This window comes from Symbiopectobacterium sp. RP, from assembly GCF_050472005.1.
Classification (GTDB): Bacteria; Pseudomonadota; Gammaproteobacteria; order Enterobacterales; family Enterobacteriaceae; genus Symbiopectobacterium.
In genome coordinates this window covers 1,050,521-1,070,351 of the sequence record NZ_JBGOGS010000001.1, presented here as the reverse complement: position 1 = coordinate 1,070,351, position 19,831 = coordinate 1,050,521, and the positions used below count along the sequence as shown (strand labels likewise).

The 19,831-nt window shown below is 50.1% G+C and carries 29 protein-coding genes and 2 pseudogenes; 12 read left to right on the top strand and 19 right to left on the bottom strand.

Annotated features, from left to right (window positions below; translation table 11 throughout):
* Positions 1–2 precede the first annotated feature (2 nt).
* Positions 3–191 carry a hypothetical protein gene (locus tag ACD630_RS07000; RefSeq protein ID WP_430358572.1) on the top strand — a complete coding sequence of 63 codons (189 nt, stop codon included), beginning with the start codon at positions 3–5 and terminating at the stop codon, positions 189–191.
* A gap of 188 nt (positions 192–379) precedes the next feature.
* Here ACD630_RS07000 and ACD630_RS06995 read toward each other — a convergent pair whose 3' ends face one another.
* The 7 genes and pseudogenes from ACD630_RS06995 to ACD630_RS06965 form a co-directional block, all read right to left on the bottom strand.
* Entirely contained in the window at positions 380–763 is a 384-nt protein-coding gene (locus ACD630_RS06995; RefSeq protein WP_430358571.1) for a DUF3757 domain-containing protein, read from the bottom strand.
* A gap of 325 nt (positions 764–1,088) precedes the next feature.
* Positions 1,089–1,841: pseudogene (locus ACD630_RS06990) on the bottom strand (IS110 family transposase); the annotation flags it as partial.
* A 23-nt stretch (positions 1,842–1,864) separates the two neighbouring features.
* On the bottom strand, positions 1,865–2,296 hold the full coding sequence (locus ACD630_RS06985) for a transposase (RefSeq protein WP_430359937.1): 432 nt from the start codon (positions 2,294–2,296) through the stop codon (positions 1,865–1,867).
* Between the two features lie 54 nt (positions 2,297–2,350).
* Positions 2,351–2,686, bottom strand: a complete 336-nt coding sequence (locus tag ACD630_RS06980) for an IS630 transposase-related protein (RefSeq protein ID WP_430358570.1) — start codon at positions 2,684–2,686, stop codon at positions 2,351–2,353.
* A gap of 15 nt (positions 2,687–2,701) precedes the next feature.
* Positions 2,702–2,974, bottom strand: a pseudogene (locus tag ACD630_RS06975) (IS110 family transposase); the annotation flags it as partial.
* Positions 2,975–3,030: 56 nt separating this feature from the next.
* A complete protein-coding gene (locus ACD630_RS06970; protein ID WP_430359936.1) occupies positions 3,031–3,462 on the bottom strand; it encodes a transposase in 432 nt (143 codons plus the stop codon).
* A gap of 24 nt (positions 3,463–3,486) precedes the next feature.
* Positions 3,487–3,852, bottom strand: a complete 366-nt coding sequence (locus tag ACD630_RS06965; RefSeq protein WP_430358569.1) for an IS630 transposase-related protein — start codon at positions 3,850–3,852, stop codon at positions 3,487–3,489.
* Positions 3,853–4,128: 276 nt separating this feature from the next.
* Between ACD630_RS06965 and ACD630_RS06960 the strand changes: the two genes are divergently transcribed.
* A complete protein-coding gene (locus ACD630_RS06960) occupies positions 4,129–4,857 on the top strand; it encodes a hypothetical protein (RefSeq protein WP_430358568.1) in 729 nt (242 codons plus the stop codon).
* A 140-nt stretch (positions 4,858–4,997) separates the two neighbouring features.
* Here ACD630_RS06960 and ACD630_RS06955 read toward each other — a convergent pair whose 3' ends face one another.
* Positions 4,998–6,038, bottom strand: a complete 1,041-nt coding sequence (locus tag ACD630_RS06955) for an IS481 family transposase (protein WP_430358567.1) — start codon at positions 6,036–6,038, stop codon at positions 4,998–5,000.
* A gap of 75 nt (positions 6,039–6,113) precedes the next feature.
* On the opposite strand from ACD630_RS06955, the gene ACD630_RS06950 reads away from it, so the two are divergent.
* From ACD630_RS06950 to ACD630_RS06935, 4 genes are all read left to right on the top strand, one after another.
* The gene (locus ACD630_RS06950) at positions 6,114–6,311 is read left to right on the top strand and encodes a hypothetical protein (RefSeq protein ID WP_430358566.1); all 198 of its coding nucleotides are present in this window, start codon (positions 6,114–6,116) and stop codon (positions 6,309–6,311) included.
* Between the two features lie 28 nt (positions 6,312–6,339).
* On the top strand, positions 6,340–6,807 hold the full coding sequence (locus ACD630_RS06945) for an IS630 transposase-related protein (RefSeq protein ID WP_430358565.1): 468 nt from the start codon (positions 6,340–6,342) through the stop codon (positions 6,805–6,807).
* Positions 6,690–7,226 (top strand): IS630 family transposase, encoded by a 537-nt coding sequence (locus ACD630_RS06940; protein ID WP_430359935.1) that lies wholly within the window; start codon positions 6,690–6,692, stop codon positions 7,224–7,226. The genes ACD630_RS06945 and ACD630_RS06940 overlap by 118 nt, the downstream gene beginning before the upstream one ends.
* 77 nt (positions 7,227–7,303) lie before the next feature.
* Positions 7,304–7,534, top strand: coding sequence for a hypothetical protein (locus tag ACD630_RS06935; RefSeq protein WP_430358564.1), 231 nt, complete (start codon positions 7,304–7,306; stop codon positions 7,532–7,534).
* Positions 7,535–7,617: 83 nt separating this feature from the next.
* Here the strand turns inward: ACD630_RS06935 and sspB are convergent, their stop codons facing one another.
* The 5 genes from sspB to zapE all read right to left on the bottom strand — a co-directional run bounded on the left by sspB (position 7,618) and on the right by zapE (position 11,356).
* Positions 7,618–8,115 (bottom strand): ClpXP protease specificity-enhancing factor, encoded by a 498-nt coding sequence (gene sspB / locus ACD630_RS06930; protein WP_430358563.1) that lies wholly within the window; start codon positions 8,113–8,115, stop codon positions 7,618–7,620.
* A 6-nt stretch (positions 8,116–8,121) separates the two neighbouring features.
* Positions 8,122–8,763 carry a stringent starvation protein SspA gene (gene sspA / locus ACD630_RS06925; protein ID WP_430358562.1) on the bottom strand — a complete coding sequence of 214 codons (642 nt, stop codon included), beginning with the start codon at positions 8,761–8,763 and terminating at the stop codon, positions 8,122–8,124.
* Positions 8,764–9,116: 353 nt separating this feature from the next.
* Positions 9,117–9,509 carry a 30S ribosomal protein S9 gene (gene rpsI, locus ACD630_RS06920; protein WP_430358561.1) on the bottom strand — a complete coding sequence of 131 codons (393 nt, stop codon included), beginning with the start codon at positions 9,507–9,509 and terminating at the stop codon, positions 9,117–9,119.
* A gap of 15 nt (positions 9,510–9,524) precedes the next feature.
* A complete protein-coding gene (rplM, locus tag ACD630_RS06915) occupies positions 9,525–9,953 on the bottom strand; it encodes a 50S ribosomal protein L13 (RefSeq protein WP_430358560.1) in 429 nt (142 codons plus the stop codon).
* A 251-nt stretch (positions 9,954–10,204) separates the two neighbouring features.
* Positions 10,205–11,356, bottom strand: coding sequence for a cell division protein ZapE (gene zapE, locus ACD630_RS06910; RefSeq protein ID WP_430359934.1), 1,152 nt, complete (start codon positions 11,354–11,356; stop codon positions 10,205–10,207).
* 243 nt (positions 11,357–11,599) lie between these two features.
* Here zapE and zapG point away from each other — a divergent pair, with 243 nt between their 5' ends.
* The 3 genes from zapG (at position 11,600) to degS (ending at position 14,803) form a co-directional block, all read left to right on the top strand.
* Entirely contained in the window at positions 11,600–12,004 is a 405-nt protein-coding gene (zapG, locus tag ACD630_RS06905) for a Z-ring associated protein ZapG (protein ID WP_264625236.1), read from the top strand.
* Positions 12,005–12,234: 230 nt separating this feature from the next.
* Positions 12,235–13,605 carry a serine endoprotease DegQ gene (degQ, locus tag ACD630_RS06900; RefSeq protein ID WP_430358559.1) on the top strand — a complete coding sequence of 457 codons (1,371 nt, stop codon included), beginning with the start codon at positions 12,235–12,237 and terminating at the stop codon, positions 13,603–13,605.
* Between the two features lie 103 nt (positions 13,606–13,708).
* Positions 13,709–14,803 carry an outer membrane-stress sensor serine endopeptidase DegS gene (degS, locus tag ACD630_RS06895; protein WP_430358558.1) on the top strand — a complete coding sequence of 365 codons (1,095 nt, stop codon included), beginning with the start codon at positions 13,709–13,711 and terminating at the stop codon, positions 14,801–14,803.
* A 46-nt stretch (positions 14,804–14,849) separates the two neighbouring features.
* Here degS and murA read toward each other — a convergent pair whose 3' ends face one another.
* The gene (gene murA, locus ACD630_RS06890; RefSeq protein ID WP_430358557.1) at positions 14,850–16,115 is read right to left on the bottom strand and encodes a UDP-N-acetylglucosamine 1-carboxyvinyltransferase; all 1,266 of its coding nucleotides are present in this window, start codon (positions 16,113–16,115) and stop codon (positions 14,850–14,852) included.
* A gap of 51 nt (positions 16,116–16,166) precedes the next feature.
* The gene (gene ibaG / locus ACD630_RS06885; protein WP_430358556.1) at positions 16,167–16,421 is read right to left on the bottom strand and encodes a BolA family iron metabolism protein IbaG; all 255 of its coding nucleotides are present in this window, start codon (positions 16,419–16,421) and stop codon (positions 16,167–16,169) included.
* Between the two features lie 170 nt (positions 16,422–16,591).
* Between ibaG and ACD630_RS06880 the strand changes: the two genes are divergently transcribed.
* The 3 genes from ACD630_RS06880 to ACD630_RS06870 are packed head-to-tail and all read left to right on the top strand — an operon-like array spanning position 16,592 to position 17,516.
* The gene (locus tag ACD630_RS06880) at positions 16,592–16,957 is read left to right on the top strand and encodes an IS630 transposase-related protein (RefSeq protein ID WP_430358555.1); all 366 of its coding nucleotides are present in this window, start codon (positions 16,592–16,594) and stop codon (positions 16,955–16,957) included.
* Positions 16,954–17,283 carry an IS630 family transposase gene (locus ACD630_RS06875; protein ID WP_430358554.1) on the top strand — a complete coding sequence of 110 codons (330 nt, stop codon included), beginning with the start codon at positions 16,954–16,956 and terminating at the stop codon, positions 17,281–17,283. The genes ACD630_RS06880 and ACD630_RS06875 overlap by 4 nt, the downstream gene beginning before the upstream one ends.
* 41 nt (positions 17,284–17,324) lie before the next feature.
* The gene (locus ACD630_RS06870; RefSeq protein ID WP_430358553.1) at positions 17,325–17,516 is read left to right on the top strand and encodes a hypothetical protein; all 192 of its coding nucleotides are present in this window, start codon (positions 17,325–17,327) and stop codon (positions 17,514–17,516) included.
* A gap of 24 nt (positions 17,517–17,540) precedes the next feature.
* On the opposite strand, the gene mlaB is transcribed toward ACD630_RS06870, so the two are convergent.
* The 4 genes from mlaB to mlaE are packed head-to-tail and all read right to left on the bottom strand — an operon-like array spanning position 17,541 to position 19,829.
* On the bottom strand, positions 17,541–17,834 hold the full coding sequence (gene mlaB, locus ACD630_RS06865) for a lipid asymmetry maintenance protein MlaB (RefSeq protein ID WP_430358552.1): 294 nt from the start codon (positions 17,832–17,834) through the stop codon (positions 17,541–17,543).
* On the bottom strand, positions 17,827–18,459 hold the full coding sequence (gene mlaC, locus ACD630_RS06860; RefSeq protein ID WP_430358551.1) for a phospholipid-binding protein MlaC: 633 nt from the start codon (positions 18,457–18,459) through the stop codon (positions 17,827–17,829). The genes mlaB and mlaC overlap by 8 nt, the downstream gene beginning before the upstream one ends.
* A 16-nt stretch (positions 18,460–18,475) precedes the next feature.
* Positions 18,476–19,042 carry an outer membrane lipid asymmetry maintenance protein MlaD gene (mlaD, locus tag ACD630_RS06855; RefSeq protein ID WP_430358550.1) on the bottom strand — a complete coding sequence of 189 codons (567 nt, stop codon included), beginning with the start codon at positions 19,040–19,042 and terminating at the stop codon, positions 18,476–18,478.
* Between the two features lie 4 nt (positions 19,043–19,046).
* On the bottom strand, positions 19,047–19,829 hold the full coding sequence (mlaE, locus tag ACD630_RS06850) for a lipid asymmetry maintenance ABC transporter permease subunit MlaE (protein WP_430358549.1): 783 nt from the start codon (positions 19,827–19,829) through the stop codon (positions 19,047–19,049).
* Positions 19,830–19,831 lie beyond the last annotated feature (2 nt).

Here is a 19,831-nt window from a genome sequence, read left to right as displayed (position 1 = left end):
TTTTGATAATAGCCAGCTATGCTTTTTTGCCGCATATCAGGGTATCTGTTGTAATCATTTTTAAGTCGGTTGGCTATACCTATGCCCCGCTAAGTGGGCGCTGTGTGTTATTGAAAGGGAAAATTAAAAAGGCCACGCCGGAGCGTAGCCTTGCCGTGCATCTTGATGTTTATTGTGGTTTTGTTGAATAAACAGATTTTATGCTGCCTCTCCAGCGCAACTGTTGATCATAGTAACGTAAAATCATGTGGTTAGGCCACGTAATAAAACAGTACACTTAGGGTGTACAAGCATTTTTCGCCAAAATGAGTATGGAAAAAAAGCACAATTCTCTATTATTAAACAAAGCACCTCGGAAGAGGTGGCTGCAGAATAAAAATTAGCGATCTATTTTTATTGGATAAAATCGGCATTGACTCAGAGTAGTGCATTCATAAAACTGTGCGCCTATTGCCCCAGCCTCAGGTTGCCAACCGCTCATGCCATCGATAGACACAACGAAGTTCATCTCATCGAGGCTGGTATTACTTTTGGCATACCACCGAAAATCAATATCGTCTCCATTATCAAGACGATAGGTCAAACTTACCAGCTCTCCTTCTTTCAAGCCATGACGAGGATGAAAAAGCCCATTGACAAACGATTTAACTTGAGAGCAAGACCGATTTCCTGCAACCCAATAGCCTTCCCAACCATTAAGTTGGGTTTCTGCCTGATAGCGATTATTAGCAAAACGAATTTCAGTAATGGTTGGTGCAGCCATAATGATAGATGAGGTGCTCATATAGTTCTCCTTTCCCATTTATTACGTACACAAAAATCTATGGTCACCCCGTTTTTGCAACACAGATTTTGATTTATGATGGGCTTGCGTAAATCTATTCGGCGTCTGGTGGGCATTAATGCCCGCGCCACGATGAGTTCCGCACCTGCAGAACCTTAAGAAGCCCTCGGCTTCATAGAGCCATTTTTTATGTCAGGTTCATCAGCAGGCCGATATGCCGTTCATGTCATCAATTATCTGTCGTCGCAAAACCAGAAAGTAATCTGTTAACTCACTGAGCCAGCGATTTTTTTCGGTGGCTCTTTTATTTGCTGAACGCCGCCTGATGGACTGTCACCGCCCAGGCTATCCACGCAAGTTTGTTCGCCAGCGCACACGCCACCACATTCGAGTGATGGCTGACAAGCTGCTTTGTAACCCACTCTGCCAGACGCCCTGGGTTGTGTTCCAGCCGCTGCATAAACACCCGCGCACATTGCACCAGCCGCCGTCGCAGATTCTTGTCACCCCGCTTGCTGATGCCCATCAGTGTCGTCTTCCCACCCGTGCTGTACTGGCGGGGAACCAGCCCTGTCGAAGCCGCAAAATCACGGCTGCTGGCATGGTTTTTACCATCCCCCAGGGGTGTGGCTAACAGGCTCGCTGTTATCGGCCCGACGCCGGGAATGGTCAGCAGACGTTGGGCAGTTTCATCCTCCGCAAGGTGGGTTTTCAGTTCCTTATCGATTTCATCAATTTCCCCGTTGAGGTAAATATACTGGCTGTGAAGTCTGCTCAGAACCCTTGCCAGATAAGGTGGGAAGACATTTTCTTCCAGCACCGCGGCCAGAGGCCGTATCACGGCAATACCGCGAGGCAGACTGACACCGAACTCCAGTAAAAAAGCGTGCATCTGGTTGGTGGTTTTAACGCGTTGCCGTATCAGCGAGCCACGGACCCGATGTAGGGCAGCCATTGCCTGCTGGTCTTCCGTGCGGGGTTTTACAAAGCGCATGGAGGGCCGGGAAGCTGCTTCGCAGATAGCTTCTGCATCAACAAAATCGTTCTTGTTACTCTTATAGCCAAGCGACTTAATTTTGATTACACCATATGGACTGAGAACAAAATCTCTGTATCGCAACCACTCTCTCTTTTTTTGCTTTTTGCTTGTGCCCATTTATGCTCAATGGGGTTAAGATCTGGCGAATATGTAGGCAAATACTCCACCATATACCCTGCATCGATGATGACTTGTTGAATATTATGTTTTTTGTGAAAAGTTGCATTGTCCATCACGATTACCCTGTTTTTAGGGAGTACTGGGATAAGGACTTGTGTGACCCAGGAATAGAAAACATCGCTGTTAATATTGATATCAAATAATCCGATAGCAAACAGCGTTGTGCCTAATAACGCGCCGATAACATTTGTTCTTCCCTTGGCTCCCCCGTTCTTCAGGCCAAAACACCGTTGACCTTTTGGGGAATAGCCGTGAGTCTGTGGGGTATCGTGTGGAAAAGCACTTTCATCAATAAAAACAATGGGTTTACCTTCTTTTTCATACTGTTGTATTTTTTGTTGAAATGCTTACCGGGCGCTTCCGTCGGCTTTCGGATGACGTAGCGTTTTTTTATAGGTCAATCCCAGCTTTTTAAGAGCTTGCCAAATGGCCTTCTGACAAACGCCAAAACGCTCTGCACGTTCTTTTTGGTAAGCATCTGGATATGGTTCAACATCTTTTATCCACTCGGATTTATCGCTCTTTCGCTGACGCGTGGTCGATGCTTTTGACGCTATTTGATTAATCCAACGCGATACAGAGGCAGGGCCAATCCGAAATTGCTTCGCTGTTTCTCGGATACTCAACCCTTCTTCTTCCCGTGTAGATATCACTTTACCTCTAAAATCAATTGAATAGCTCATTTAAATAATGCAATCAAAATTAAGTCGTTTAGCTATAACAAAAGGGCGAACGAACTGTGGGAAAATCAACTTTGCCTCACGGCCTAAATCAGCGACTCGGCGAGTCATGAAGTGTGCACCACCGCAGGACTCCATCACCACGCTCGCCGACTTGCAGGATGCAAAAAAATGAATCAGCTGAGTGCGGGAAAACTTTTTACGCAGCAGCGCATGACCTTTTTCGTTCTGACAGTGAACGTGGAAGGAATGTTTACCGAGATCGATACCAATAAGTGTAACGTTTTGCATGATGATCCCCTTCAGAAAGAAAAACACCCTGTTATAGCCAAGCGACTTAATTTTGATTACACCATATGGACTGAGAACAAAATCTCTGTATCGCAACCACTCTCTCTTTTTTTGCTTTTTGCTTGTGCCCATTTATGCTCAATGGGGTTAAGATCTGGCGAATATGTAGGCAAATACTCCTCCATATACCCTGCATCGATGATGACTTGTTGAATATTATGTTTTTTGTGAAAAGTTGCATTCTCCATCACGATTACCCTGTTTTTAGGGAGTACTGGGATAAGGACTTGTGTGACCCAGGAATAGAAAACATCGCTGTTAATATTGATATCAAATAATCCGATAGCAAACAGCGTTGTGCCTAATAACGCGCCGATAACATTTGTTCTTCCCTTGGCTCCCCCGTTCTTCAGCCCAAAACACCGTTGACCTTTTGGGGAATAGCCGTGAGTTCGTGGGGTATCGTGTGGAAAACCACTTTCATCAATAAAAACAATAGGTTTACCTTTTTTTCATACTGTTGTATTTTTTGTTGAAATGCTTGCCGGGCGCTTTCGTCGGCTTTCGGATGGTGTAGAGTTTTTTTTATAGGTCAATCCCAGCTTTTTAAGAGCTTGCCAAATGGCCTTCTGACAAACGCCAAAACGCTCTGCACGTTCTTTTTGGTAAGCATCTGGATATGGTTCAACATCTTTTATCCACTCGGATTTATCGCTCTTTCGCTGACGCGTGGTCGATGCTTTTGACGCTATTTGATTAATCCAACGCGATACAGAGGCAGGGCCAATCCGAAATTGCTTCGCTGTTTCTCGGATACTCAACCCTTCTTCTTCCCGTGTAGATATCACTTTACCTCTAAAATCAATTGAATAGCTCATTTAAATAATGCAATCAAAATTAAGTCGTTTAGCTATAGCGTACCGCTCACAGGGCATAGGTATCTACACATCTTTGGCTTTGTTGAATAAACATATTTTACGCTGCACCCCCGGTGAAACGACAGATCCTCGCAACGCAAAATCATGCAGTTAGGCCTCATAAGAAAACTGTAAACCTGAGGTGACAAGCATTTTCTACCAAAACTGGCTTGGCAAAACAGCATGACTCACTATTATTCAACAAAGCCCACATCTTTTGCAATATCTGCTATTACGTTGCTGCATGATCTCAACTTATCCATCGGCGGGATTGATGCCCGCCTTAACCGGCGTTATCAGCGTCTGGTTAAGCAACACATGACTCCCCCAGCACCATTGGCGTCAGCCGTTAAAGACCTTGCCTGCGCGCAGAAAACAACATTCGCCACTACTCAGGCCGGTTGGCGTTTTTTTAATAATGAACGTATTAGCTTCAGTCAGCTCAATGAACCGATTATTTCGCTGGCTCTCCGGCAGGTTGCACTTAGCCCGCATCCATACGCTCCCGTCGTTCACGACTGGTCTCATTTACAGTTTCGTACCCACAATGGGAAAGAAGAACGTTTGAAAATGACGCATGGTGGCGACGTCGGTTATGAACTACAAACCCGCCTACTGCTTGATGCTGCAAATGGTTTACCAATAGCGCCCCTGTCTCAAACTTTAACCGATAGGGCGGGTCGTCGTTCAACGCTAACCGAGGGCTTGTCTGAGAGTCTGAATCATATGGATGCTTTGACGGCTGATATCGCCCGCGTTGAGTCTCTTGATACCGGGAAGAAGTTAGTTCATCTCATTGACCGTGAAGGTGACTCTATCGGGCATATGCGCACATTAAGCTCCCAGGGAATATGTTGGCTTATCCGGGGAAAGGAAGGGCATCGAGCCGAGTGGGGCGGTGACACCCGTAAAATTGGTGAAATTGCAGACGATCTGCCATTTATCGCAAACGGACAGGTTGGCTGAAAAGGGAAAAAAGCCAATATGGAGATCGGGGAAACATCCGTGATCATAACGCGAACAGCAAAACCGAAGCGGAAAGATAAGATGTACTAGCTCAGACCTGATCTGACAGTTACCGATTATTTATACAGGTGTCTGTCAGATTACATCTGGTTCAGATTCTTTTCTGCCCAGATCCGTTTTCCATCGAGTAAAGTGGCCATCGGCGTACGCCCGCAGCACATTTTTCCCTGATGAGTTCGCTCATTATTGTAATGCCACAACCAGTTGTCCAGATCTACCTGCAGGCTTTCCAGGTCTCCATATAACTTCTTGCCGAACGTAACCTGATAAAAATCCTGCAAAATGGTTTTATGGAAGCGCTCGCAGATGCCGTTCGTCTGCGGAGACGTCGCCTTCGTTTTCGTATGCTCGATATCGTTGATAGCCAGATAAAGCTGATAATCATGCTGCTCCACTTTACCACAGTACTCCGTACCCCTGTCGGTCAGTATTCTCAGCACCGGCAGTCCCTGAGCCTCGTAGAACGGGAGTACGCGATCATTGAGCAGGTCGGCGGCGGTGAGCGGTGTTTTATTCGTATACAGCTTGCAGTGCGCCATTTTCGAGTACGTATCCACGAACGTCTGCTGGTAGATACGGCCCACCCCCTTCAGATTGCCCACGTAGAAGGTGTCCTGCGAGCCCAGATACCCGGGATGTGCCGTCTCGATTTCACCGCAGGCCTCATCATCGTGCGCCTTCTTCTCCAGGGCTGCGATTTGAGCATCGGTAAGGACAATGCCTTCTCTGGCGACCTTTTCCTCAAGCGCCTTCAGGCGTTTACGGAAGTTCTCCAGGTCGTGTCGTTGCCAGATGGAGCGCACGCCGCTGCCGGAGATAAACACGCCTTTTTTACGCAGCTCATTACAGGTCCGGTGCTGCCCATGGGGCGGGAACTCAATAGCATAATCAACAAGCGCGTGTTCAGTGGCTTCGTCGGCGCGGTTCTTCAGGTTCGGAACCCGGCGGTTCTGGTTAACCAGCGCATCAATGGCGCCTTCAGCAGCCAGTTCCTGATAACGGTAAAATGTATCGCGTGACACGCCCATGCTCTTGCAGGCTTTTGATACGTTACCGAGTTCTTCGGCGAGATTGAGCAGGCCGGCTTTGTGTTTGATAATGGGATTGTTAGTATGAAGCATGAGAGTTACCTCGCGTTTTGTTTAAGGATTAGACACCCATATCAAAACCGGTAACTCTCAACCTTTCAAGGTCCAGTGTCAGATCTAGTCGCGACTAATACAGATAAGAACACCGGACGGAGAGTGAAAGTTCAGCCAGGCGTAGCTCTGACACTCAGATTAGTTGTGGTTCGCCTTACCGATACTCACGGTAAATTTATCGGAGGCTGGACGCTACTCACAAACGTTAGCAACGAGATCACCAGCGCAGAAGTCGATCGCTGGTATAGATAAACGACTTAATTTTGATTACATTATTTAAATGAGCTATTCAATTGATTTTAGACGTAAAGTGATATCTACACGGGAAGAAGAAGGGTTGAGTATCCGAGAAACAGCGAAGCAATTTCGGATTGGCCCTGCCTCTGTATCGCGTTGGATCAATCAAATAGCGTCAAAAGCATCAACCACGCGTCAGCGAAAGATCGATAAATCCGAGTGGATAAAAGATGTTGAACCATATCCAGATGCTTACCAAAAAGAACGTGCAGAGCGTTTTGGCGTTTGTCAGAAGGCCATTTGGCAAGCTCTTAAAAAGCTGGGATTGACCTATAAAAAACTCTACGTCATCCGAAAGCCGACGAAAGCGCCCGGCAAGCATTTCAACAAAAAATACAACAGTATGAAAAAGAAGGCAAAACTATTGTTTTTATTGATGAAAGTGATTTTCCACACGATACCCCACGGACTCACGGCTATTCCCCAAAAGGTCAACGGTGTTTTGGCCTGAAGAACTGGGGAGCCAAAGGAAGAACAAATGTTATCGGCACGTTATTAGGCACAACGCTGTTTGCTATCGGATTATTTGATATCAATATTAACAGCGATGTTTTCTATTCCTGGGTCACACAAGTCCTTATCCCAGTACTCCCTAAAAACAGGGTAATCGTGATGGACAATGCAACTTTTCACAAAAAACATAATATTCAACAAGTCATCATCGATGCAGGGTATATGGTGGAGTATTTGCCTACATATTCGCCAGATCTTAACCCCATTGAGCATAAATGGGCACAAGCAAAAAGCAAAAAAAAGAGAGAGTGGTTGCGATACAGAGATTTTGTTCTCAGTCCATATGGTGTAATCAAAATTAAGTCGCTTGGCTATATTACTGGCGCTGGGGTATTGAATCCTTTTTTAAGCTGCTGAAAGGTGCCGGTCATGATGTAGAAAAATGGCTTCAGCGCAGTGCTGGTGCACTGCTACGCAGGTTATTGATAGCTAGCATGGCATGTGTGCTGGTATGGCGGCTGCAACGCGCTGAAGGAGACGACAATGCGGCAGCCCGTCAGTTAATTTGCCGATTATCCGGACGACAACAAAAACGAGGGCGTAAAGAAAGCGCCCCAGCGCTGCTTGCCGGACTATCCATCCTGCTAAATACCTTGATGTTATTAGCAGACTATACCCCGGAAGAACTTGCCCACTTAGCTATGGTGGTTTTTAACCCTTTATGATGTGTAGATACCTATGCTCACAGGGTGGTGGTGACCATCTCATTAAGGGCATACAGACGGTTGCCCCTTTTCTGTGAATGTGATTATTTCACCACACGTAACGATGGTCGCCCACCGCGCGGCGCCGGTGGTGGATCATCATCAGGCGGGTTAGTTTCCGTCACGTTGTCTTGTTGCTCGTTATCCACAACCGACATCACCACACCCGGCGTCAATGCCTCACCCTGCACATCCGTAAGGTTATCCAGCTCATAGGCGGGCTCAGGCTCAAACATGGTGCCAGCGCCGTTTTCACGGGCGTAAATAGCCAGCACAGCGGCCATCGGGACATAAACCTGACGCGGTACGCCCCCAAAGCGGGCGTTAAAACGCACGCTGTCATCAGCCAACTCTAGGCCACCTACCGCACGCGGTGCGATATTCAGTACTATCTTCCCATCACGGGCGAATTCCATTGGCACCATTACGCCCGGCAGCGATACATCAACCACCAGATGCGGCGTTAATTGATTATCAAGCAGCCAATCATAAAAAGCCCGCAACAGATACGGACGGCGCGGAGACAGTTGAGACAACGCCATACAGGTTTAACCTCGGGTGTGCAAACGGATTTCACGCTCTGCTTCGGTCAGGGATGCCAAGAAAACATCACGCTCGAAGACGCGCGTCATATAACCTTTCAGCTCTTTCGCCCCTGCGCCCGTCAATTCGATGCCCAGCAACGACAAACGCCACAGCAGCGGTGCCAGATAGCAATCGAGCAAGCTGAACTCTTCACTCATGAAATAAGACGCTTCATTGAACACAGGTGCAACGGCCAACAACTCTTCACGCAGTTGTTTACGCGCCGCATCCGCTTCTTGTGCATTCCCCTGCATGATTTTTTTCAAGAGAGAATACCAATCGGATTCAATGCGGTGCATCATCAGGCGGCTGGTACCGCGCGCCACCGGGTAAACAGGCATCAACGGAGGATGAGGGAAACGCTCATCTAGGTACTCCATGATGATACGAGATTCATACAGCGTCAGTTCGCGATCGACCAACGTCGGCACGGAGCCATAGGGATTGAGGTCAATAAGATCCTGTGGCAGGTTATCCATATCCACCAGCTCAATCTCGACACTCACGCCCTTTTCCGCCAAGACAATGCGAACCTGATGGCTAAAAATGTCGGACTGACCAGAAAACAGCGTCATCACCGAACGTTTGTTGGCAGCGACAGCCATGAAAACCTCCAAGTTTATCGAGAAATACGACTAAATAACTAAACGGCGCTATCCTGCATAGCCAAGAATCACTGTACGTGATTGTCCACAAGAAAAACGTCTGGCGGCATCAACATTCGGGAAAATTGCCGGCTGGCATACAGGCACAAAATCGGCAAGTAGTTTACCAGATTTTGTGCGTTCTGTGGTGAAAGAAGTGCAATTTCATTACTAACCCTCAGAAAAGCAGGATTATTTTTTATCTGAAGAGATGAAATGCGGGCAGAATTAGCCCGATGAGACGAATGCAAGACAAAAAAACCGATGCAAGCACCGGGTTTTTTGCGTTGATTTGCAGCGATAAACGCCAGAAATTAACGTTTGGAGTACTGAGGACGGCGACGTGCTTTACGCAGACCGACTTTCTTACGTTCAACTTCACGTGCGTCACGGGTAACGAAGCCCGCTTCACGCAGTTCAGAACGCAGAGACTCATCGTACTCCATTAGCGCACGGGTGATACCATGACGAATGGCACCAGCTTGACTGGAAATACCACCACCTTTAACGGTGATGTACAGATCCAGTTTGCCAACCATGTCGACCAGTTCCAGCGGTTGACGAACTACCATGCGGGCAGTTTCGCGACCGAAGTACTGTTCCGGGCTGCGCTGGTTGATAACGATATTGCCGTTGCCCGGTTTGATGAACACGCGAGCCGCGGAGCTTTTGCGGCGACCAGTGCCGTAGTATTGATTTTCAGCCATTGCCTATAATCCCGATTAAATGTCCAGAACTTGCGGTTGCTGTGCCGCGTGGTTGTGCTCGTTACCTGCGTAAACTTTCAGTTTACGGTACATAGCACGACCCAGCGGGCCCTTCGGCAGCATGCCTTTAACCGCGATTTCAATCACACGCTCAGGACGGCGGGCAATCATCTCTTCAAAGGTCGCTTGCTTGATACCACCGATGTGGCCGGTGTGGTGATAGTAAATCTTGTCGTTACGCTTGTTGCCGGTTACAGCAACTTTGTCAGCGTTCAGAACGATGATGTAATCACCAGTATCGACGTACGGGGTGTATTCCGCTTTATGCTTACCGCGCAGACGTCGAGCCAGTTCAGTAGCTAGGCGGCCCAGAGTTTTACCTGTCGCGTCAACAACATACCAGTCGCGTTTGACGGTTTCTGGTTTAGCTGTAAAAGTTTTCATTAAAAGCTTACCCAATTTAAGTTACACGTTGGTGAACACCCAACCGCTTCAATAAATTCAGAAATAAAGTGTCGAGGTTCACACGGCATCTAGTCCAGCAAACCTACCCCTTCGAATAGCCATGCCGGCGCGATTAACGTTTCGGGAAAAAACGTTGTTGTAACGTGGGGGGGGTCGCAAGATTATAGAGAAGTCGATAACAAAGATCGACCTCTTTTCCACCAAAGCACAATAAATTCCCCGTTGTCCGCTCAGGCAAGGTGCGGCTGACTCAAATATTCTTCACTTTGCATCTCTTGCAACCGCGACAGGCTGCGATGGTATTCGAATTTCAGGTGCTCGCCTTGATACAGCGCGAACATCGAGGTTTGTGCCGCGATCGCCAGTTTGACCCGCCGCTCATAAAACTCATCCACCAATGCCAGAAAGCGGCGCGCCGCATTCTCCTCTTTGCTCCCCATCACCGTCACATTGTGCAGCAGTACCGTGTGGTAGAGGCGCGATAGCGCAATATAGTCATTCTGGCTGCGCGCATCGAGACACAGAGTGGCAAAATCGATGGCCAGTACCCCATCGCCCGCACTGAGCGTCGGCATCAGTCGATGGTTGATCTCCAGCACTGGTCCTGGCGTAGAGAATGCCCGGCCAGACAAGCGCGAGAACATCTGACGCATCTCAGCATCGGTTTCCTGCGACAGCGGCGTTAGATAGAGATGCGCCTGCGTTAGCGTGCGCAGGCGATAATCGATACCGGCATCAACATTGCGCACCTCGCAATACTGCTTGATCAGATCGATAGCTGGCAAAAAACGACTGCGTTGCAGGCCGTTGCGATAGAGGTTATCCGGAGGAATGTTGGATGTGGCCACCAATGTGACGCCACGGGCGAACAACGCACGTAACAGTTTCGCCAGCAGCATGGCATCGGTGATATCCGTAACGAAAAACTCATCAAAACAGAGTACATCAGCCTGCGCCTTGAACCCATCGGCCACCTGCTCTAGCGGGTTCGGTTGCCCCTGTAGCTGGTTCAGTTCTTCGTGCACGCGCAGCATAAAGCGATGGAAATGCAACTGCAGCTTACGCCCTGTGGGTAGGCTCTGGAAAAACAGATCCATCAGCCAAGTTTTGCCGCGCCCAACCCCGCCCCACATATAAAGTCCCTGCACCGGTACCACCGACGGTTTATCCACCAGCCCCAGCCAGTGCCGCCAGCGGGTAAAACGGCCATCGGATGCGGGAGTCGTCTGCGATGTTTCGCGCGCTTGCAAGGCCTGATAAATGTCATGCAGCGCGGTTACCGTTTGCAGTTGTACCTCATCAGGCTGATACTTGCCCGTCGCCACTGCCTGCTGATAGTGCGCCAGTGGCCCAGCAAGCGGCAGCGTTGTCGGTTGTATCATCTCGGGTTCTCCCTTCATCCGTCATTTTCCGAAAAAAAAGTTAGTCGTGTTTTATCGCCCGTTAACGGCGATTCGCTCCGCGATCGTCGCATTTTTTCATGATATCACCTGAAATAGATCCCAATTACCTTACAGCGTCGCGTTTCGGGACTCCACTCGGGCGGCGTTAGCGGTTATAGTGGCTATTATGAAGTGAAAAAAACCTACGGGACAACGATGTCGAAAGTCGAAAGAGGTGTCTTTATGACTTGGGAGTATGCGCTAATAGGATTAGTTGTCGGCATCATCATCGGTGCTGTCGCCATGCGCTTTGGCAACTCTAAACTGCGGCAACAACAAGCGCTGCAAAGCGAGTTGGAAAAGAGCAAAACCGAACTGGAGACCTACCGTCAGGAGTTGGTGGGCCATTTTGCACACAGCGCCGAGTTGTTGGACAACATGGCAAAAGATTACCGTCAGCTGTACCAGCATATGGCAAAAAGCTCTAGCAACCTGCTGCCAGATTTGCCGATGCAGGATAACCCGTTTCGCTACCGCTTAACCGAGGCGGAAGCAGACAACGATCAGGCACCGGTGGGCATGCCGCCGCGCGATTATTCAGACGGCGCGTCCGGACTGCTGCGCGGTGAGCGCCCGCTGCGCAAATAGGCATTTTGCGCCCTACTGCGTGAAGGACAAGATCCTTCACGCAGCCTACATCACCACGCTCCCTTCCCTGCACAATTTGACGATAGTTACATTCCCTTGACGAAAGAACAGTGAACTTTACACGTTATTCGCTGGTCGACTCTTCACCAGCCGTTTAAGTTTATATATCATCATTTTATTCATAATCGACATTCTGTCGATGGTTCGCAGGTTGTGAGAGATAACGTCAAATGAAGAAAAAATCATTATTATTCAGCGCACTGGTAGTAAGCATGAGCCTGGCATTGTCATCGCTTCCTGCCGCACAAGCCGCCCTGCCCGCCGTGGTGGAAGGTCAACAGTTACCCAGTCTGGCACCGATGTTGGAAAAGGTGTTGCCTGCGGTGGTCAGCGTGCATGTGGAAGGCACACAAACGCAGCGCCAACGCGTACCGGAAGAGTTTAAATTTTTCTTTGGCCCGAATGCCCCCTCAGGCAAGCAGAACAGCCGCCCGTTTGAAGGACTCGGTTCAGGCGTGATTATCGATGCGGCCAAAGGGTATGTACTCACCAATAACCATGTTATCAACAACGCCGATAAAATTCGCGTGCAGTTGAATGATGGTCGGGAATATGATGCCAAACTGCTGGGTCGCGATGAGCAAAGCGATATCGCTCTGCTGCAACTGAATGATGCCAAGAATTTGCAAGAAGTTAAAATGGCGGACTCTGACCAACTGCGCGTCGGAGATTTCGCCGTCGCCGTGGGTAACCCGTTCGGTCTGGGCCAAACGGCCACCTCGGGTATTATCTCCGCGCTGGGTCGCAGCGGCCTGAATCTGGAAGGGTTAGAAAACTTTATCCAGACCGATGCCTCTATTAACCGTGGTAACTCCGGCGGCGCGCTGGTTAACCTCAACGGTAAGCTGATTGGGATCAACACCGCGATCCTGGCACCGGGCGGCGGTAACATCGGTATCGGGTTTGCCATTCCCAGCAACATGGCGCAAAACCTGGCGCAGCAACTTATCGAGTTCGGTGAAGTGAAACGCGGCCTGTTAGGCATCAAAGGAAGCGAAATGACCGCCGACATGGCGAAAGCCTTCAAGGTGGAAGCGCAACGTGGTGCCTTCGTCAGCGAGGTATTGCCAAAATCCGCGGCCGCCAAGGCGGGTATCAAGGCCGGTGATGTGCTGACATCACTGGACGGCAAACCGATCAACAGCTTTGCTGAACTGCGTGCCAAAATCGGCACCACCGCGCCCGGTAAAACGGTGAAAATTGGCCTGCTGCGTGAAGGAAAACCGCTGGAACTCTCCGTGGTTCTCGATAATAACACCTCTGCCGCCACCAGCGCCGAGAACCTGTCTCCGGCCTTGCAGGGCGCATCGCTTGCCAATGGCCAAGCGAAGGATGGCAGCAAAGGGGTACAAATCGAAGACGTCACCAAAGACACACCGGCAGCACTGGTGGGCTTGCAGAAAGGCGATATCATTGTCGGCGTTAACCGTGAACGGGTAGAAAACATCACCCAACTGCGCAAAATTCTGGAAAGCAAACCCAGCGTGCTGGCGCTGAACGTGGTGCGTGGCGAAGAAACGATTTACCTGCTGCTACGCTAATACAATATATTGTATCAATACTATAAAATCGAACACGGTACATGCCGTGTCCGGATAAACTCATGTTATCCTCCGCTTACCTATCCACTTCTTTGTACGTTTTATGCTCGCAAAACTCTTTCGCTCCGCCATTATTGGCGCGATCGTAGCGGGAATTCTGCTCGCGATCATGCCGTTGCTACGGTCAAATACCACACTGTTTTCCCGCTCACCCAGTATCCAGAGTGAGGATGTGCCGCTTAGCTACAATCAGGCCGTTCGCCGCGCAGCGCCTGCGGTGGTTAACGTCTATAGCCGAGAATCAAGCAGCGAGAACAACGGGGAACTGAATATTCGCCTGCTCGGATCTGGCGTGATCATGAGTGAAAAGGGCTACGTGCTGACCAATAATCACGTGATAAACAATATCGCGCAGTTGGTTATCTCGTTACAGGATGGCCGCGTCTATGAGGCCAGCGTGATTGGCACCGACAAGCTGACCGATCTGGCGGTGGTGAAAGTGGAAGCCGCCAACCTACCCGTTATCACCATCAACGAAAAACGCACGGCGCACATCGGTAATGTGGTGCTGGCTATCGGCAACCCTTACAACCTGGGGCAAACCGTTACCCAGGGCATTATCAGCGCCACCGGCCGCGTGGGGTTGAGTTTGATGGACGGCTCCGGTTCCAGCTTTGGCGGGCGTCAAAATTTCTTACAAACCGATGCCTCCATCAACCACGGTAACTCTGGCGGTGCGTTGGTCAACACGCTGGGCGAACTGGTCGGCATCAATACACTGACCTTTGATAAAGGCAGCGACGGAGAAACGCCGGAGGGCATTGGCTTCGCCATTCCGGTAGCGCTGGCGACCAAGGTGATGGGAAAACTGATTCGTGATGGTCGTGTGATTCGCGGCTATATCGGCATTAACGGCGCGCAGGCGGAAGGGTTGTCACCCAATAGCACGCTGAACGGCAATAAACGGTTGCAAGGCGTGATCGTGATGAATGTCGAACCCGGTGGTCCGGCGGATAAAGGCGGCATGAAAAAAGGTGACGTGTTGCTAACCATGAACGGCAAGCCCGCCGTCTCAGTTATCGAAACCATGGATCAGGTGGCTGAAATTCGCCCCGCTACCGCCGTTCCAGTAGCCATTCGCCGTGGCAACCAGGAAATGACGCTGTCGGTGACGATTCAGGAGTTTCCTGAGAGCTAACGTTACCAGTATGAGCAGCACTGCGGCTGCTCATACTGAAACGGGATTACGCGTCGTTGCCACTCACACGTTCGATGTTCGCACCCAGCCCACGCAGTTTATCTTCAATGCGTTCGTAGCCGCGATCGATGTGATAGATACGATCAACGAGGGTTGTACCTTCCGCGATACACCCCGCCAGCACCAGACTGGCTGATGCACGCAGATCGGTCGCCATCACCTGAGCGCCAGAAAGCGTATCAACGCCGTGGCAGATCACGGTGTTACTCTCAATCTCTGCCTGCGCGCCCATACGAATCAGTTCCGGTACGTGCATAAAGCGGTTTTCAAAGATGGTTTCGGTGATAACACCGCTGCCTTCTGCCAGCAGATTCAGCAGGCTAAACTGCGCTTGCATATCGGTCGGGAAGCCGGGATGCGGAGAGGTACGCACGGTAACCGCTTTCGGGCGTTTGCCATGCATATCTAGGCTGATCCAGTCCTCACCCACTTCTATATCTGCGCCTGCATCACGCAATTTTGCCAGCACGGCATCCAGCGTATCCGGACGCGTGTTGCGGCACACAATGCTGCCACGAGAGACCGCAGCGGCCACTAGGAACGTACCGGTTTCGATACGATCCGGCAGCACGCGGTAAACTCCGCCACCCAGACGCTCGACGCCTTCGATAACGATCTTGTCGCTGCCGGCGTCAGTGATTTTGGCACCCATTGCGTTCAGGAAGCCCGCCGTATCAACAATTTCCGGCTCACGCGCGGCGTTTTCGATAATGGTGGTGCCTTCCGCCAGCGTTGCCGCCGTCATGATGGTGACAGTTGCACCAACGCTGACTTTATCCATGACGAGATGCGCGCCCTGTAAACGCCCGTCAACCGTGGCTTTGACATATCCCTCTTCCAGCACGATCTTGGCACCCAACTGCCCCAATCCGGTAATGTGCAGATCGACCGGACGTGCGCCAATCGCGCAGCCGCCAGGCAGTGAAACTTGCCCCTGACCGAAACGCGCGACCAGCGGCCCCAACGCCCAGATAGAAGCGCGCATGGTTTTCACCAGATCGTAAGGCGCGCAAAATACGTTAACGTCGCGGGCATCCACATGCACCGAACCGTTGCGCGTCACGTGAGCACCTAACTGGCTAAGCAGCTTCATTGTGGTATCGATATCACGCAGCTTGGGAACATTTTGGATTTCTACTGGCGCTTCCGCCAACAGGGCCGCGAACAGGATAGGCAGGGCGGCATTTTTCGCCCCGGAGATAGTGACTTCACCAGTGAGCCGGGTAGGACCCTGCACACGAAATTTGTCCATAGTTAAAGGTTCTCAGCTTGCTAAAAGTATTCCAGGGCGCACTGCTCTCGCTTAAAAGCCGCTCAGCTTGCGATCGCGCTGCCATTCTTCCGGTGTATAGGCCTTGATGGAAAGCGCATGAATGCGGTTATCCGCAATGTACTCCATTAAGGGCGCGTATACGGTCTGCTGCTGTTTGACACGACGCATACCAGCAAAAATATCCCCCACGGCGACAACCTGAAAGTGGCTGCCATCGCCCGTTACGTGGACTTCTTGCAGTGCGAGTGCCTTCATCAGCACCTCTTCGATCTCGTTATTTTCCATCGCTCTCAATTCTGTATTCAGGGGGAGGATTATCAGCCGTGTATCTTAGATGAATACGCCGTTTTCTTAAACAAAGAAATCCCTCTTGGCGTAAGCTAAGAGGGCTGTTTTCATCTATTATACGCGGGAAAGGTATAGCTAAACGACTTAATTTTGATTACATCATTTAAATGAGCTATTCAATTGATTTTAGACGTAAAGTGATATCTACACGGGAAGAAGAAGGGTTGAGTATACAAGAAACAGCGAAGCAATTTCGGATTGGCCCTGCCTCTGTATCGCGTTGGATTAATCAAATAGCGTCAAAAGCATCGACCACGCGTCAGCGAAAGATCGATAAATCCGAGTTAATAAAAGATGTTGAACCATATCCAGATGCTTACCAAAAAGAACGTGCAGAGCGTTTTGGCGTTTGTCAGAAGGCCATTTGGCAAGCTCTTAAAAAGCTGGGATTGACCTATAAAAAAAACTCTATGTCATCCGAAAGCCGACGAAAGCGCCCGGCAAGCATTTCAACAAAAAATACAACAGTATGAAAAAAGGAAAACCTATTGTTTTTATTGATGAAAGTGGTTTTCCACACGATACCCCACGGACTCACGGCTATTCCCCAAAAGGTCAACGGTGTTTTGGCCTGAAGAACGGGGGAGCCAAGGGAAGAACAAATGTTATCGGCGCGTTATTAGGCACAACGCTGTTTGCTATCGGATTATTTGATATCAATATTAACAGCGATGTTTTCTATTCCTGGGTCACACAAGTCCTTATCCCAGTACTCCCTAAAAACAGGGTAATCGTGATGGACAATGCAACTTTTCACAAAAAACATAATATTCAACAAGTCATCATCGATGCAGGGTAGATGCTGGAGTATTTGCCTACATATAGCCAAGCGACATTATTTTGATAACAATTAGCTGTATTTTTTTGCCACATATCAGGGCATTGGCTGTAATCATTTTTAAGTCGGTTGGCTATATTCGCCAGATCTTAACCCAATTGAGCATAAATGGGCACAAGCAAAAAGCAAAAAAAGAGAGAGTGGTTGTGATACAGAGATTTTGTTCTCAGTCCATATGGTGTAATCAAAATTAAGTCGCTTATCTATAAAGAAAAAAATCAAACGACAGGGATAATATCGTTGAGGTTATACAGCGCAATCAGCGTTTTTACCCGCTCACTGGCACCAGAAATCATGAAGGATGGCGTTGAACGGGTCTGCTGTTGATAGAGATGCACCAACAGCGCCAACCCGGCGGAATCCACTCGCTCCAGCGCGGCGATATCCAGCGCCTGCTTGCCCTTCAATAAGGTCTCACGCTGCTGCCAAAGCGGCAGCAGGGAATCGCGATCCAAATCGCTGGACAACGCCAGCGTCGAGTCTTGCGACGTCCAGCGCAGTGCCTCAGCCATTCTTCTGCTCCAGCGTAATCGGCTGACGAGCGGAAGCTTCCAGCTGCTTGGTTAACCCATCAACACCCTGTTGACGCAAAATAGCTGCCCATTCGTTTTGCTTGGTGGTGATCATGCTCACCCCTTCAGCAATCATGTCGTAAGCCTGCCAGTTACCGGTCTGGCTGTTTTTACGCCATTGAAAATCCAAACGCACCGGTGGGCGTCCACCGTTATCGATAATGGTCACACGGATAGGAATGATATCAGCGCTGCCCAGCGGCTGTTCCGGCGCAATCTGGTAGTTCTGTCCATGATACAGCGCCAGCGCCTGACCGTAGGCTTGCGCTAAATAGGCTTCGAACGCCTTGAAATAGGCATCACGCTGCGCCGGCGTCGCTTCTTTGTAGTAGCGGCCCAGCACCAGCGCCCCTGCATAGCGAATCTGAACATACGGCAGCAGCTCTTCTTGCACGATTTGACGCAAGTAGTTCGGATCCTGCTTGATGCGTGGTTGTTCCGTTTTCAGACGCGTAAAGGTCTTCTCCACCGCATCGTTCATCAAACGATAAGGATTGGTTTGATCCGCCGCGCTGGCGAGAGGTGCCACGACCAGCAGTGCCACCATCAGTAAACGTTTTAACATGCAGATGTCCTCTTGATTATTGTGCTGCACCCGGCGCAGGAGCAGACGGCACTGGCGTCAATGCCGGTTCGTTTTGCGGCACAGATTCCGTTTTTCCCGTATTGTCGGCGCTATCTCCCCCGCTCTTATAGAGGAATTGTCCGATTAAGTCTTCCAGCACCATGGCAGATTTGGTGTCCTGAATCACACCGCCATCGGCGAGGATCTTGGTGCCCATTTCTTCATCTTCGAAGCCGATATTCAGCGCCAGATACTGTTCGCCCAACAGCCCGGAGGTGCGGATCGCCAGCGAACTGGTGTCAGGAATATGGTCGTACCGGCGTTGGATATCCATGGCAACGCGCGGCAAATAGGTTTTGGTATCCAACAAAATATCAGAAACGCGACCAATCACCACGCCACCGATTTTTATCGGAGAACGCGCTTTCAGGCCGCCGATATTGTCAAACGTGGCATACAACCGGTAGGTTTGTTCGCTGCCGATAGACTTCACGTCGGCGACTTTCAAACAGAGAAAAATAATGGCGCCCAAGGCGATCAACAGGAATACGCCAACCCAGATTTCACTTCGCTTTGTTTGCATCGACTCAGTTCCCAAACATCAGTGCTGTCAGCACAAAATCCAATCCCAATACCGCCAATGACGAATGCACTACCGTGCGCGTCGTCGCCCGGCTGATCCCCTCAGAGGTCGGGATCGCATCATAGCCGTTGAACAACGCAATCCAGGTCACGGTAATCGCAAATACCACACTTTTGATCACACAGTTCAGCAGATCCTTGCGCCACTCGACGGCGCCCTGCATCGCTGACCAAAAGAAGCCATCATCGATGCCCTTCCAACTCACCCCAACCAACGCGCCGCCCCAGATGCCGACCGCCACGAAGATGATCGTCAACATCGGCATGCTGATAAGTCCCGCCCAGAAACGGGGGGCCACCACGCGCCGCAGCGGGTCTACCGCCATCATCTCCATACTGGAGAGCTGTTCAGTGGCTTTCATCAGGCCAATTTCCGCCGTCAGGGCCGAGCCAGCGCGGCCAGCAAACAACAGCGCGGTGACCACCGGCCCCAGTTCGCGCAGCAAAGAGAGCGCCACCATCATGCCCAAACTGGCCTCGGCGCTGTAGGTGGTCAGCACGATATACCCTTGCAGCCCCAACACCATACCGATAAAGAGGCCAGACACTAGGATGATCAACAGTGACTGAACCCCAACGCTGTGCAGTTGCTTGAGCAACAGCGGGCCTTGCTTGCGCAGTTCGGGACGGCCCACCAGCGCATTAAACAACATGAACCCGGCACGACCAAAGGTAGCACAGGACCGGATTCCCTGACGTCCCAACGACGCCAATGCTTCTCGTAGCATGA